Consider the following 13,547-nt stretch of genomic DNA (forward strand, 5'->3'; position numbering starts at 1 on the left):
TACATATATAGGTTTATTGCAACAAAATTCTCTGCGTAATATTTACTCCGTTTTCGCCTCTGACATTCAAAATCAACGCCTGGTTTCTTGCTATTGTCGCAGGAATGTTCAAAGAGCCCAATCCGCTCGAATTAAGCCTTAGATTTTCGCTGAAAAGTTGGCGACCTCTAACATCGGCTATTCTTATTTCAACGCTCGTTTCGCCTTTAATGTTCAGATTTACGATATTCTGGGCAACGTTAACCTGCGAGATGTTGCTTATTCGTCTTGCGTTTTGCTGTGGAGAGACAGAAACAGACAGCATTTCTTCGCTTAGTATCAACCTGCGAATTTCCCCTTCGGTTATACTATTTGCCGACTGCGCCGAAATTAAAATTCCCGACACTCTTGCCTTGTTAATCGGAGTGCGACTGCCTGCGCTTAACCAACTCGGTTGCTGAAACGAGGTCAAAGGAATGGTAATGGTTTCAGGCGCGCCTCTGTTTTCTCTGAGTAAAAATTCGTGGCTTGTTCCGTTTGCCGTAAGTACTGAATCGCCGATTATTATATGTATCGGTCTTTCCGAAACATACTCAATAGTTATGTAATTTATCTGCTCAAAACGTCCGCCCGCTCTGAAATATGCTCCTGCTTGCGCCCAAGTAAATATTGTTCCGCCTTGAGGACCTCTGTCGAGATTAAAACCCACAATCCCTTCTGCAAAATTGGTATCTAAAACAACCTCGGAGAGAGGGTCAACCTGTGTTTCCCAATCCGTCCAATTTACCAAATCAATAACTCCTGCCATCGGAAGAGGCTCGCGCTGTCTGGCAGGCGGGAAAACGGTTATTTCAAATGCTTTTTCAAAGTAGTTTGGTGTTTGGGTTGATGATGCGTCAGCCACTCTTATTCTTACGGAATATGTGTTTGCTTCAAGTTCGGCGGTAGCGTTCAAATTCGCTCCGGAAATTGTAAACAACGCATTGTTAGCACTGCCGTTTCCGCTTACAAGCGAGAATGTGTATGTATTTGCCGCTTGCGTTTCCGCGTCAACTGCGCTTAAAGTTCCTATTCTTGCGCCCGATGCAACAGGTGCGACCAAATTATTTTGCGACAACAAAATATCGGTAGGCGTTCTGTTTTCTCCCTGATTTCCGCCCACTAACTCAGCAGTGGGATACCACCAGTTTCCCGATATAAGAAGCAAGTTCAAAATATTGATTGCGCCTCCGTATGAGCCTCCGCCCGCATTTGAGCGAATACGGTCATAAGTAGTATTCAAAAACGTCTGATGCGCGCTCCCGCCTGCCGTATTACCTAACATCGCCGTGGTAAAAGGAGCGCCGAATGCCACGTCAAAACTTCTTCCGGTAGCCGTTCCGTCCAATTCATAGCCGTTTCGGATATTTGCAGAGTTTCCGTTAGTTGATGTCCTCAGCCAACTCGAGATTCTATTGATTTGCGTAAGAGCTCTCGGCTCTCCGTGTTGTACCCAGTCCTGCCCGATTCTCCAAGGCATACGGCAGGCGTTGTAGCTAAACGTTTCGCAACGAAGTCCGCCTTCACTTGCGCCACCGCAACGCGGGTCGGGAACTGCGGGAATGCCTGTTGCAAAATCGGGGGTAAGCCCTGTTGTCCGGTGGCTCACCTGATCCAAAAGAGAGTAAACGGTATCAACGGCGGCAAGCCAAAAATTGCGGTTTGACATTGTCGTTTCAGCCAGTGCAAACGCTCTGAAATGCCCCGGCATCCAGTCTGAGGAGCGGGTGTTTGAGTTGTTTTGAGTTCCTGCCCATAATCTTGTTCTGTGGGTTGCGCCGGGCATCGTCGTCATACCTCTGGTTCTCATTCCTGTAATAATGCGTCTTGCTTGATCCAAATAGCTAACATTGGTAAAAGCGTCGCCCTCGGGCCACTGCGCGTGCGCCAAAAGAAGAGCGTAAGCCATATCCAAACATCCGTCAGTGGCGTTTCCTCTTCGCTCATTTGCCGATAAAACGGGTGTTCCTGTTGCGGCAACGTTTTCGGGGAATATTACCCAAGACATCAAACTGCTGTCGTTTGTTGCGAAGTGTGCTCTTCTTAAACGGTTCATTCCGTCAAATATTGCTTTTGCTTCGGGGTCGTGCCCTGCCATAAGCACAACCATCAGCATTCCGTAGCCGTGCGCTTCCGATTGAGTTACATACGCTCTCGATTCGGCGGGAGTTCCCCCTGCTCGAAAGTAGAAATTTCCGCCCGGCACCCTTACCAAGAAACTGTTCTTGAAAGCGGTGTAGCGGTCAATCACGTGCTGGTTCATTTGTGCTTGTGTAAAATTTGTCGGACGCAATATTTGGTCTGCGTGTGCGCCTCTTTCCCATCTTCCCGCCATCGGGAACGGTCGTTGTGGTGCTTGTGCCGAAATCGGAGTTGCTGATGATATTAATAATAGTGCCAAAATAAAAACCCTCGGTAGTTTTGTTTTATTCAACATAAAATCCCCCCTATTTTTTTCCTATATTTCAATAGGATTTAAATATATCTTACGGAAATCATATAAAATATACTGCAAAAAACAGATTTTCGCTCGAATTTATTTTTGGCATAAACTATTTTCCCTAATTAAAAAGTGAAGGGGAGAGAATTTTGATAGACTTAAAAAAATATACTTCGATTATTTGGGATTGGAACGGCACCATTATGGACGATTCGCAGTTAGTTTACGGCATTTACAATGAAGAATGCGAAATTCACGGCTTGCAAAAACTAACCGAGAGCGAATACAAAAAGCGATTTTACTTCCCCGTTGCCAAATTTTACGAAGAAATGGGATTGCCTCTGCACAAATACCCCGCCGTCGCCGAGAGATTTTCGAGAATTTATCGTCCACGATGGAACGAAATAAAAGTGCACAAACAAGTTTATGAATACTTGCAAAAATTTGAAGCGGCAAAAATTTCACAATTTGTATTATCCGCATACGAGCAAAACGAGCTCTCGGAAATGGTAAATTTCTTTAATTTGCAAAACTATTTTACGGAAATCGCAGGAGTATCCGCCGATTTTGTAGCGCAATCCAAAATTCAAAGAGGTTTGGAACTGATAAAACACGACAAAATCGACACATCAAAAACGCTTATGATAGGCGACACCGCCCACGATTTCGAGGTAGCGCAAGCGCTCGGAACAGACGCGTGCATAGTCGCTTGGGGAGCGACTTCTTACGAAAAATTAGCGCAAGTTTGCGGCGAAAAAATAGTTTTCAAAAGTTTGAGAGAAGCGTTCGGGGAGTGAAAACTTCAAACTTTTCAATTTTCCGTCCACTTCGCCGAAAACAAATATTATTTTAATAGTAAAAAATAACATAAAGGAGAAAATTTATGAACGCGACGATTTCTATTCCGCAAAGCTTGTTTCATCAAGCGGATAAAATTGCTATAGATATGGGAATGTCTCAGAGCAAGTTGTTTGCGGCTGCAATAAGAACATATATTAAAGAATACAAAAATAAAAAATCTGAAATTAAAATAAAAAAGATGTGTTTTGAATTTATTCCCGACGAGCAGATGTTAAGAGCAGGACGAAAAAATGTAAGGAAGTTGCTGAAAGATGATGCGTGGTGAAATTTGGTGGGTAGATTTTGGCGACCCGATAGGTAGCGAGCCCGGATTTAGACGTCCTGCGGTAATTGTTCAAAACGATAAATTAAACATAAACAGATTAGCGACAACTGTAGTTTTACCTATAACAAGTAATTTAGCGCACAAAGATATTCAAGGAAATGTGTTTTTGAATAAAAGCGTTTCAAAATTGAGTAAAGATTCGGTAATTCTTGCGCATCAAATCGCTTGCGTTGACAGAGCCGCTTTAATAGAAAAAGTATCGGAATTGACAAACAAAGACCTGCTCAAGCGAATTGGAAACGAGATGATGTTTGTTTTGGGTATATAGAATACTTAATTTTGGTGGTAGATTTGGTGGTAAAAAAAAGATTGTTTGTTTTTTAATGCAAGGGGCGCAAAACGCGTCCCTTTTTTATTGTGCGAAATAGTATTTTAAGTAATAAAGAATATATATAAACAGAAAAAGGCGCTGAAAAATGAAAATCTACTCTTGGAACGTAAACGGAATAAGAGCCTGTGCTCGCGATGGCTTACTGCAAGAATTTTTCGCAAAAGAAGACCCCGATATTTTGGCTATTCAAGAAACGAAAGCCCATAAAGGACAGTTAAGCAACGATATTTTGAATATAGGCGGCTATAAAAGTTTTTGGTATTCTGCAGTAAAAAAAGGATACAGCGGAGTTGCCGTTTACACAAAAACAGAGCCCAAAAGCATTGAAAATCTCGGCAGTGAAAAATACGACAACGAAGGACGGACAATAATCGCAGAATTTGAAAATTTTACGCTTGTAAACTGTTATTTTCCAAATTCACAAGCGGAAAGAGCGCGGCTCGATTACAAACTCGGTTTCTGCGATTATTTGCTTTGGAGGCTGAAACAAATTACAGAAAGCGGCAAAAACGTAATTTTAGTCGGAGATTACAACATTGCGCATACCGAACTTGATATTAAAAATCCGAAAAGCAACGAAAATTCGCCGGGATATTATTGGGAAGAACGCGAATGGATGACTAAGTTTTTAACTTCGGGGTTCAGAGATGTTTTTCGCGAACGCCACGCAGGCGAACCCAACCATTACACTTGGTGGTCATACAGAACAGACGCTCGTACAAGAAACGTCGGCTGGAGAATTGACTACTGTTGTGTTAACGATGAGTTTGCAAAAGACGTAAAAAACACGGCAATTCATAAAGAATATTTGGGAAGCGACCATTGTCCCGTAAGTATAGAGGTGTAAAAATGCTTGAAACCGTATTTGCCGTTGTGCTCATAGTTGTAATACTTGCCATTATTTGGTTTGTTTTTAAGGCGTTGATAGTAGTCGCAATAGCGGTAATTATTTTACTGACTTTGCTTTTCATAGGAAATAGACTGTTTGGCGAAGAAAAAAGCGGAGAGTTTAACAAAAAATGGGAGGCGACCGTCGCCCAAATAGTATTTTCTCGCGAAAAGAACAGTCTTCACAATTAAATTCAAATAGGATTTTTTATGAATAAGATAGGATTTTTGCTAATTTTTTTGGTGTTTTTGCCTGTAATTTGCATAGCGCAATCGATGCACGAGGTTCCGACTGAGTCTGACGGCGATTTGGTGCAACATATAACACTGCACGAGAAAGACGGCGCAACAGCAACGCCGCAACAACCCGCGCCGGCAACCGAAGCAGGGCAATTTCTCAGAAGTTCCATATCTTTATTGAACGTCTTGGCGACAAGAGATGCGCCTCTGCCTCCACAGTGGGCGGACGCGCTTGTGCGAACAATTCAGGACAGTATTCGTATGGCGCGCTTCGATTACAACGCGATAAGCCAATCGGTAGTTGAACGATTTTTGGCAATGCCGTCAAGTATATCTATTGAAGAACGAATGAATGCAACCGTTGTTCCCGCGGTTTTGACGGCAGTCGAAGCCGAAAGCGAACTTCGCGCAATGGGAATGCTTACCGAACAGCAAAGAAATTCTTTTATCGTAAATAAAGCAAGAGAATTGGGGATTACGGAAGCGGAACTAAACGCTGTAATGAACTCCGCCTACATTTTTGTGGTCGTTTTTAACGGAATGGAGCGCAGAAGAAACCAACAGGGCGAAACAACAATTCGCTTAAGCGCGGGCGGGCATTGGTGGAGAATAGACAACAGCGGCGATGTGCCAACCGCAGTACTTTTTTCCCGAATAGAAAGAACACACACGGCAACCGACGCCAACCCTAACAGAGCGTTCCAAACAGCGGCAAGCGCTATTGCGGCGGACGTTCAGACGGCGACAAGAGGAATACCCGAATTTCAACTGACCGCGCAAATACTCAGCAGAACGGCTCGCCACGTCGAAATATCCATAGGGCAAAGCGAGGGTGTCAGAATTGACGACAAATACAGAATTTACGAAAGCATAGAAGACGCCGACGGCACTATACGCGAGCGTCGTCGCGGTTGGATAATGGTAAACAAAGTTATGACGGACGCTCAAGCATCGCAGTCGCGGGCGCAAATAATTTCAGGTTCGCCATACCTCGGCGCAGTTGTCCGCGAAGTCCCCGAACTCGGCTTTGACGCAGGTTTTGCGTTTGTTCAAGTGCCCCGAAGAATTACCGTAAAAAACGACAGCGCAGGCGGCGATTTACGTTTTAACGACGTAAAAATAGGCAACAGTTTTGGTCCCAGAGTAAAAATCAGCGCAAATATGGCTCGTTTAGGCGTTCCGATTTCGCAACTTTGGGTAAATTTAAGCCTCGAATATCTTTGGGGAAGTGCGGACGGCTCAGTTTTTCTCCACGGACAAGATATTCGTTTATCAAACACCGAAAGCTATGGCGGCGAATTGTCGTTTACTAAAAAATGGTATATCAGACGTTTTGTTATCGCTCCCGAAGCAGGTTTTGGCGTTAAAAGAGTTTTGCTTAAAACCGATGAAGTTCGCGCAACTTGGACGCCTGGGCAAAACCCTTGGCTTACTCAATTCGCGTATTCTCAATGGTCTGTCGGAGCAATTGCAAATTTAGGTGTGGAAATCGCAATCTCACCTTTGGTTAACATAGGAAGTTTTGCAGGAGTAAATGCCTTTACAGGCAATAATCAATGGTCTCTTACGTGGCTTAACAGAGACAATAAATGGGAAGATTTTGTAGATTTAACTGACAGAAAAAGCGGCGATTTTCGCCTTAATAATATGGGAATGTCTTGGGGAATTTATTTTTCAATGGCTATTCCGAGTGGAAACAGATAAAAAAAGGAGTGCATAATGGCAAAATTTGCAATAGGCGTCGGGTCGGCGTTAATGGACATAATACTGTTGGAAAGCGACGGTTTTCTTGCAGACAACAAAATCACAAAAGGCGGAATGACGCTTGTTGAGGCGGATTACGCCGACAACCTTTTGGCAAAAACACCGAACAAACCGATAATCGCCCCCGGCGGCTCGGCTTGCAACACCATTATAGGTTTAGGGCGTTTAAGCGGAAAAGCAAAATTTATCGGTTGTTGCGGTGTGGATGAATTAAGCGAAAAATATCGCAACGCGCTCGCCAAAAACAATGTCGAGGCGCAACTTACCGCAACCGATAAAGCTGCAACTGGACGAGTGGTTTCGGTGGTCACTCCCGACGCGCAACGTTCTATGCTCACATATTTGGGCGCAAGCGGCTACACAGACCCCGCGCTTTTCACCCCCGAAATTTTTGCGGGAGCGTCTCTTGTTCATATTGAAGGATACTTAATTTTCAACGAAAAACTTTTGCGCGCAGTTTTAGACGCCGCCAAAAAAGCAGGCTTAAAAATTTCTATGGATTTAGCAAGTTTCAACGTTGTGGAAAGCAATTTGGATTTAGTAAAATCACTCGTTAAAGAATACGTGGACATTGTCTTGGCTAACGAAGACGAAGCAAGAGCATACAGCGGAACATCAGACGAAAAAGCAGCGCTCGACATTATCGCAAAAGACTGCGAAATCGCCGTGGTCAAAGTCGGAAAACGCGGAAGTTTCGTGAAAAAAGACGGCATTGTGTACGAAATCGCTCCCGTAGGCAGTGAGACGGCAAAAGACACAACGGGCGCAGGCGACTTGTGGGCAAGCGGCTTTCTTTACGGCGTAATAAACGGACTTTCTATGGAAAAAGCGGGCGCAATAGGCTCACTCTGCGGCTACGAAGTTTGCCGAGTATTCGGCGCGCACATCCCCGACGAACGTTGGGATGCTATTCTTAAGGAAATATAAAATTTGAGAAAACCGTGAAAAAACTCACCGCAATTTTTTTGTTTTCTGCATTTTTCTTCAGCGTTTTTGGTGCTGAAACCATTGAGATTACGCGAAACGAAATCGCCGAAGTTGCGCAAGAATATGCGAACGATGAAAACATAGAGGCAAATAATGAGTTGCCCCTGCAAACCGACGAAACAATTAACGAAGAACAGCAACAAGCGCTCCGTAATTCCCTTTTTGAACAGCTTGCAATACAAGAAGCGCATTACAGCGAGCGGTTTTTTGACAATGCAACGCTTTTTTCGCCGAACAGAATTTTGCGGCAACACTTTTTCGGAAGCGATTGGTTTAATTGGACGGACGCGCTCAGAGGCAATCCTAATTTTGTGTCGGTGTATAATTCGCCCGATTTTCCGATAAACCGAGCGCTTTGGCGTGGCTACACTATTCCGATGGAGTATTCGCTTCTCAATCGCCTCTACTCCCCTACTCTGCCTTGGGAACATTACGACTTGCTTGAAATTCGAGAATTTGGAATTAGTCCGACAGGCGCCATATCGCCGACAATTTTAGATGGGAGAACTATAACTCCCGACGTATTTTTCGCTTGGCAGGGCGGACTTTTTTCGGGAAATATGCTTAATTTCAGGATGATGCGTAATTTGTCGCACAATTTGTCGCTCAGCGCATTTATTTCTCACACTGACCTAAAAAGAACCGATTTTTACAGAACCGGCGGAATTGCACCGATGTTCAGAACGTGGTACAGAGACACAACAAAAACGGTCATTCGCGGCTACAATCCGCTTTCATACAGCAACAGAAGCGGTTTTGCGCTTGATTATCAAAACAATATCCGCGTCAATTTTCGCTATTCTTACTCCGACCTGCGCTTTGATTTGCCGTATCAGACAGATTCTATTTTGGCTGTAGATACAACTCGACAAGAAGGAAGCCGTTTGCCTATCGCTTGGAACGAAGCGCGAAATTTTCTGAACCAAATAGACGGAATGCTCGAAATACCGATAGGCGATAAATTTTTATTGCGAAATCTCGGCAGACTGGAAACGGTAAATCAAAGAGAAACTCCGCTTTCAAGAACAAGAAGCGGATATTTTGCAACTCCGAGAAGCTCGCAAAACCATACCGTTCAGGCGGCAGGCTCTCAGTTTTTTTTCGCGCCTGTGCCAAACGACAGCATTTCAATCCAATTTTCAGTTAATCGCCATATTTCGCAAGCGGAAGATATTACTCATACCGTCGCACACCATACAAAAATTATTGCAGAAAATAAATTTACGTCGCCCAATTCCGATAATTTTTCAGTAATAACAAGAGGCGGCGCTCAGTTTATTAGAGCAAACGCGAGTGAAATAGAGACAAATCCGCTCGCTTTAGCTGAAATCGACTGGCAAATCGGCAATTTCAGCACACAATTTTGGGGAAGATACGACATTGCTCCGTTAGCTTTCTCAACACCGTTTACTTATAATTATTACTACGAATTAGGAGAGGGTTTCTGGGGGTTCGGAGCAAATTTACGCTATCAATTTCCTGCCGCCTCAATTCACGGCGGATATTCTTATATGCGCTTACCTATTGGGTCTGTGGGTAAATTTTGGCACAGAGATATACCATATTTTCAGCCGCAAAATGTGTTTTCTGCCGGCGGAAATCTTGGTGAAATCGGCAGGTTTTCTTTATTCACAAATTGGTTTTTAAGCGACGAAATGCCACACGTCAAGTCATCTTCGGGGTTAAGATTTCGCTTTAACAGAGACTTGCAAGTCCGACAATTTTACGTAGAGACGTTTTACAATTATTGGAGCCCAAGAAGCATATCTATAGGCTCGTGGCTAAATTTCGAAGATTTTACCATTTCCTACATCGGCAATTATCCGCATTGGTATCGCGCCATCCACGACGTTTCGCTGAAATTTACCGCCGAAGTTCACACTTTCAGGATGTTTTGGAAGATAGACAATTTCCTTAACCGCGCCAACAGTTATGTTCCGGGGTATATTATGCCGGGGATTATTTTCCGTTGGGGCTTTTCGTGGAATATTTTAGGGTAGGAGCGGATAAATGATATTTTACAGATACATAGTTCGCGAATTTATACGCCCGTTTGTATATTCGGTCGCTGTTATTTCTATGATATTTTTTATGCAACTCACCGCACAAATTTTGCCGCGAGTTTTATACAGAGGCGTTTCTTTTGAGATAGTCGCCGAGCTTTTGGTTTTGAATATGGCAAGCATAATTTCGCTCGCTCTTCCTATGGCTCTTCTGATTTCGTCGCTTATGGTTTTCGGAAAATTATCGTCGGATAACGAATACACTGCAATGAAATCGTCGGGAATGAGCTTGTTCGATATGTTGCCGCCCGTTATAAGTTTCAGTGCGGTAATCGCCATACTCTTAATGTTTTTTAACGCCAATATTATGCCTAACGTAAATCACCACGCGGCGCGCCTGATGTCGGACGTTATGCGAAAAAAACCTGCCGCACTAATAGAGCCGGGTGTGCTTATAAGGGATTTCCCGGGTTATGCCATAAGGGTGGATTCTGTCACTACGGGAACGGGAAATTTATACGGAATTACTATTTTTACAACTCAAAACAATCAATTTCCCGTGGTAACCGTCGCCGACAGCGGCACTCTTTACCTTACCCAAAACGAGCAATTTTTGGAACTGACGCTTTTTTCGGGGCAGACAATAAGCGACAATTTGGCTATGAGCGCGTCAGGCAGAGACGATGCTAATTTCTTCAGAATTGACTTCGCAAAACAAGTGATTTTTGTTGAAAACATAGACAGCGAATTTACCCGAAGCGACCTGCATAATCGCGGCAGAAGAGAGATGACAAATGACGAGCTCTTTACCGAAAGAGACAGGCTAAAGGAGCGAATATCAGTCGAAGAAGACCGCTTCAAAAAACGTTTGACGGAAATGGCAAGCCGAATAGAAACCGCCGTCGAAGACACTTCCGCCGCCCTTTTTATTGAAGATTTTTCGCTGTGGTATCAGCACGTAAGCAATCGGATTGGCTCGCGAGGCGTAAATGACGCGTTATCGGGCGAGATAAATTTTGCCGCCGCGCGAACTCAAAGAACAAGCGAATATCGTCTCGAAATAAATCGGCTTATGGTCGAAGTCCATAAAAAATACGCGATTGCAATCGGCGCAATAATTTTTGCCATTTTAGGCATTCCGCTGGGACTTATAGCCAAAAACGGAAGCGCCGCTATAAGCGTAAGTTATAGTTTGGTCTTTTTCGTTTTTAATTGGGTGTCTCTGATGAGCGGCGAACATTACGCAAATCGAGGTATTTTGCCTGCCGCCGTCGCAATGTGGGGCGGAAACGTAATTTTGGCGCTTGTGGCAATTTGGCTTTTGCGAAAAGTGTCGGGCTACGAAAGTAATTTCAGCATTTTGTCCGTATTACGAATTATTTTATCGCCTTTTAAAAAATTTGCAAATTTAATTCGTCTGCCGCTTATCTGGAAACTTGTAAAAAACATATTTGCCTTTTTGGCAGACTTGCCTCGAAAGGTTTTAGGAATATTATTACCTATAATTCCCGCATACCTCATAGGTCGATTTTTCTCTTATTTTATCATCACCACCGTCGGAATTTTCGTTATTACGGCAGTAATTGACTTTGTCGGCAATATCCACATTTTTAACGGCGCAAAACCCGACGAAATAGTGGAATACTACAAACATTTCATTATCACGTTTTTGTCTATGCTTATCCCTATCTCTATGCTTTTGTCGGTTATGCTTTCCATTGGTTCTTTTGCTAAAACAAGCGAACTTACGGCGATAAAAGCGGGCGGTGTCAGCATAGTAAAAATCACTTTTCCGCTGATATTCTTGGGACTTTTTCTTGCGGTCGGCAACTTTTGGTTTAACGAGACATTCTTAACCGAAGCAAACGAAAGAATAGAACTTTACCGCGAAATTTTTTCCGCTCGCAGACACGGTCGCCCTGTCCCTACGGAAGTTATAGAATCCAGAAGAGACTTTTATTTCTTTTCCAACGATAACACCGCGTATTTCTTCCGCAGAATAGGCACATCTCCCGCAAAAGGCGAAACAGTTGTGCGCTACGCCTTTAAAAACAACAGATTGTCAAGCGTAATCACCGCCGACAAAATAGAGTTTTATCACGATACAAAACAATGGATTATGCCTGTCGGACAAGAGCGAATTATACACGAAGACGGCACTAAATCGTTAAATATACTATCGCAGACAACACTTTACGACCTTATCCAAGCCCCCTCAGATATGATGAAAACCATTAGACGAGTAGAGCAGATGAGTTGGTCGGAATTGCAGAACAGAATAGAAAATGCACGACTTAGAGGCGAAAGAACCCAAAGGTATTTGGCAGATAGTAATTTTAAGTTTTCTCTGCCGCTTATGAACGTAATTGCGGTGCTTATCGGGATTGCGGTTACTGCGCGCTCAACCAAAAGAGGCGGAGCAGTGCATTTTGGAGCAGGGCTTGGATTTGTATTTATTTATTGGGGAATTGCACAATATTTGATTGTGCTTGGAAGAAACGAGTCAATAAATCCATTAGTGGCGGCGTGGAGCGCTACTGTGATTTTTACAATTTTAGGATTTTTTCTTTATACGAGGGCGTCAAGATGAAAATGAAAGCGGATTTACAAAAAATTAAAATCGACAAAACTAAAAAAAACGTCGTAATAATCGGCGACAGTTTTGATTTAACTGACCTTTTGGAAATTTATCTTTACCAGAAATACAATGTAATAACCGCGCTTAACGAGTTTGACGGTATGGAAAAAATAGGACATTTTGAGCCGAGCGTAGTTTTCATAAAAAGTACAAACGACAACACTGCAATCCTTGCCTTTATGCCGAAATTAGCGGCAAGACATTCGAGAGATATTCCCGTAATCGTATATACCAAAGAAGAAATATCAACCATAAACGATTTTTCTATGAAAGCGGCAGGAATTCGCGAAATAATAAAATTTCCCATAACCCACAAAGATTTTACAACAATAATGCGACTTTGTGTTAAGGATTAGAAAAACTTGGAGTATTTCATATAAATTTACAGGACGATGAAATTGCAAGAAAGGACAAAGCGAATATGTTTATCACCTTTGAAGGCATTGACGGCGCGGGAAAAAGTACGCAAATCAGCAATTTAGCGAATTTTCTCAAAGAAAAAGGCGTTGAATTTGTCTTAACAAGAGAGCCGGGCGGCTGTGAAATCAGTGAAACTATACGCAATTTAATTTTAGACGTAAAAAGTGATTTGGGCGCTGTCGGCGAATTGTTTTTATATTTTGCGGCGCGAGCGGAACACGTAAGACAAGTGATAAAACCTGCGCTCGACAGTGGTAAATGGGTAATTTGCGACAGATTTGCGGACAGCACTTTTGCATATCAAGGCGCAGGAAGAGGGCTTGACATTGAAAAAATGAAATATATAAATTTCTTTGCAACAGACGAAATTTCGCCCGATTTAACAATTTTACTCGATATTTCGGTTGAAGCGTCGCTTGAAAGAAGAAAATTGCGAGGAAAAGCAACGGACAGATTGGAGCAAAACGACAAAATTTTCTTTGAAAACGTGCGAAATCGCTTCTTGAAATTAGCCGAAAACGAGCCGACGCGATTTCTTGTAATTGACGGGACGCTCGATGAAAATGAGATTTATGAAAAAATTATCGCAAAACTTCAATCGCAAAAAGTATTTTACTCCCCATAAGTGAAAG

The 13,547-nt window shown here is 43.0% G+C and carries 12 protein-coding genes; 11 read left to right on the plus strand and 1 reads right to left on the minus strand.

The annotated features are described in order from the left end of the window. Positions 1 to 13: 13 nt before the first annotated feature. Positions 14 to 2,455, minus strand: a complete 2,442-nt coding sequence (locus tag FWE23_04765; GenBank protein MCL2844748.1) for a glycosyl hydrolase family 8 — start codon at positions 2,453 to 2,455, stop codon at positions 14 to 16. A gap of 152 nt (positions 2,456 to 2,607) precedes the next feature. Between FWE23_04765 and FWE23_04770 the strand changes: the two genes are divergently transcribed. The 11 genes from FWE23_04770 (at position 2,608) to tmk (ending at position 13,540) form a co-directional block, all read left to right on the plus strand. Next, positions 2,608 to 3,255 carry an HAD family hydrolase gene (locus tag FWE23_04770; GenBank protein ID MCL2844749.1) on the plus strand — a complete coding sequence of 216 codons (648 nt, stop codon included), beginning with the start codon at positions 2,608 to 2,610 and terminating at the stop codon, positions 3,253 to 3,255. An 86-nt stretch (positions 3,256 to 3,341) separates the two neighbouring features. Further along, positions 3,342 to 3,584, plus strand: a complete 243-nt coding sequence (locus tag FWE23_04775; GenBank protein ID MCL2844750.1) for a hypothetical protein — start codon at positions 3,342 to 3,344, stop codon at positions 3,582 to 3,584. Further along, positions 3,571 to 3,912, plus strand: coding sequence for a type II toxin-antitoxin system PemK/MazF family toxin (locus FWE23_04780; GenBank protein MCL2844751.1), 342 nt, complete (start codon positions 3,571 to 3,573; stop codon positions 3,910 to 3,912). The genes FWE23_04775 and FWE23_04780 overlap by 14 nt, the downstream gene beginning before the upstream one ends. Positions 3,913 to 4,060: 148 nt before the next feature. Beyond that, entirely contained in the window at positions 4,061 to 4,822 is a 762-nt protein-coding gene (locus FWE23_04785) for an exodeoxyribonuclease III (GenBank protein MCL2844752.1), read from the plus strand. A gap of 2 nt (positions 4,823 to 4,824) precedes the next feature. Next, a complete protein-coding gene (locus tag FWE23_04790) occupies positions 4,825 to 5,055 on the plus strand; it encodes a hypothetical protein (GenBank protein ID MCL2844753.1) in 231 nt (76 codons plus the stop codon). A gap of 18 nt (positions 5,056 to 5,073) precedes the next feature. Further along, positions 5,074 to 6,807, plus strand: coding sequence for a hypothetical protein (locus tag FWE23_04795; GenBank protein ID MCL2844754.1), 1,734 nt, complete (start codon positions 5,074 to 5,076; stop codon positions 6,805 to 6,807). 15 nt (positions 6,808 to 6,822) lie between these two features. Beyond that, complete coding sequence (locus FWE23_04800; GenBank protein ID MCL2844755.1) at positions 6,823 to 7,794, plus strand: adenosine kinase; 972 nt, start codon at positions 6,823 to 6,825, stop codon at positions 7,792 to 7,794. Positions 7,795 to 7,808: 14 nt separating this feature from the next. Continuing rightward, positions 7,809 to 9,854, plus strand: a complete 2,046-nt coding sequence (locus FWE23_04805) for a hypothetical protein (GenBank protein MCL2844756.1) — start codon at positions 7,809 to 7,811, stop codon at positions 9,852 to 9,854. 10 nt (positions 9,855 to 9,864) lie between these two features. After that, entirely contained in the window at positions 9,865 to 12,447 is a 2,583-nt protein-coding gene (locus FWE23_04810; protein MCL2844757.1) for an LptF/LptG family permease, read from the plus strand. Then, entirely contained in the window at positions 12,444 to 12,851 is a 408-nt protein-coding gene (locus FWE23_04815) for a hypothetical protein (protein ID MCL2844758.1), read from the plus strand. The genes FWE23_04810 and FWE23_04815 overlap by 4 nt, the downstream gene beginning before the upstream one ends. A 65-nt stretch (positions 12,852 to 12,916) precedes the next feature. Beyond that, the gene (tmk, locus tag FWE23_04820; GenBank protein MCL2844759.1) at positions 12,917 to 13,540 is read left to right on the plus strand and encodes a dTMP kinase; all 624 of its coding nucleotides are present in this window, start codon (positions 12,917 to 12,919) and stop codon (positions 13,538 to 13,540) included. The last annotated feature ends 7 nt before the right edge of the window (positions 13,541 to 13,547 follow it).

This window comes from Chitinivibrionia bacterium, assembly GCA_009779925.1.
In the GTDB taxonomy this organism is placed as follows: Bacteria; Fibrobacterota; Chitinivibrionia; order Chitinivibrionales; family Chitinivibrionaceae; genus WRFX01.

What these genes read in the sequence shown, in the direction of transcription:
- FWE23_04765 (MCL2844748.1), bottom strand. Translation starts at nt 2,455, where the DNA reads ATGTTGAATAAAACAAAACTACCGAGGGTTTTTATTTTGGCACTATTA.
- FWE23_04775 (MCL2844750.1), top strand. Translation starts at nt 3,342, where the DNA reads ATGAACGCGACGATTTCTATTCCGCAAAGCTTGTTTCATCAAGCGGAT.
- FWE23_04780 (MCL2844751.1), top strand. Translation starts at nt 3,571, where the DNA reads ATGATGCGTGGTGAAATTTGGTGGGTAGATTTTGGCGACCCGATAGGT.
- FWE23_04785 (MCL2844752.1), top strand. Translation starts at nt 4,061, where the DNA reads ATGAAAATCTACTCTTGGAACGTAAACGGAATAAGAGCCTGTGCTCGC.
- FWE23_04790 (MCL2844753.1), top strand. Translation starts at nt 4,825, where the DNA reads ATGCTTGAAACCGTATTTGCCGTTGTGCTCATAGTTGTAATACTTGCC.
- FWE23_04795 (MCL2844754.1), top strand. Translation starts at nt 5,074, where the DNA reads ATGAATAAGATAGGATTTTTGCTAATTTTTTTGGTGTTTTTGCCTGTA.
- FWE23_04800 (MCL2844755.1), top strand. Translation starts at nt 6,823, where the DNA reads ATGGCAAAATTTGCAATAGGCGTCGGGTCGGCGTTAATGGACATAATA.
- FWE23_04810 (MCL2844757.1), top strand. Translation starts at nt 9,865, where the DNA reads ATGATATTTTACAGATACATAGTTCGCGAATTTATACGCCCGTTTGTA.
- FWE23_04815 (MCL2844758.1), top strand. Translation starts at nt 12,444, where the DNA reads ATGAAAATGAAAGCGGATTTACAAAAAATTAAAATCGACAAAACTAAA.
- tmk (MCL2844759.1), top strand. Translation starts at nt 12,917, where the DNA reads ATGTTTATCACCTTTGAAGGCATTGACGGCGCGGGAAAAAGTACGCAA.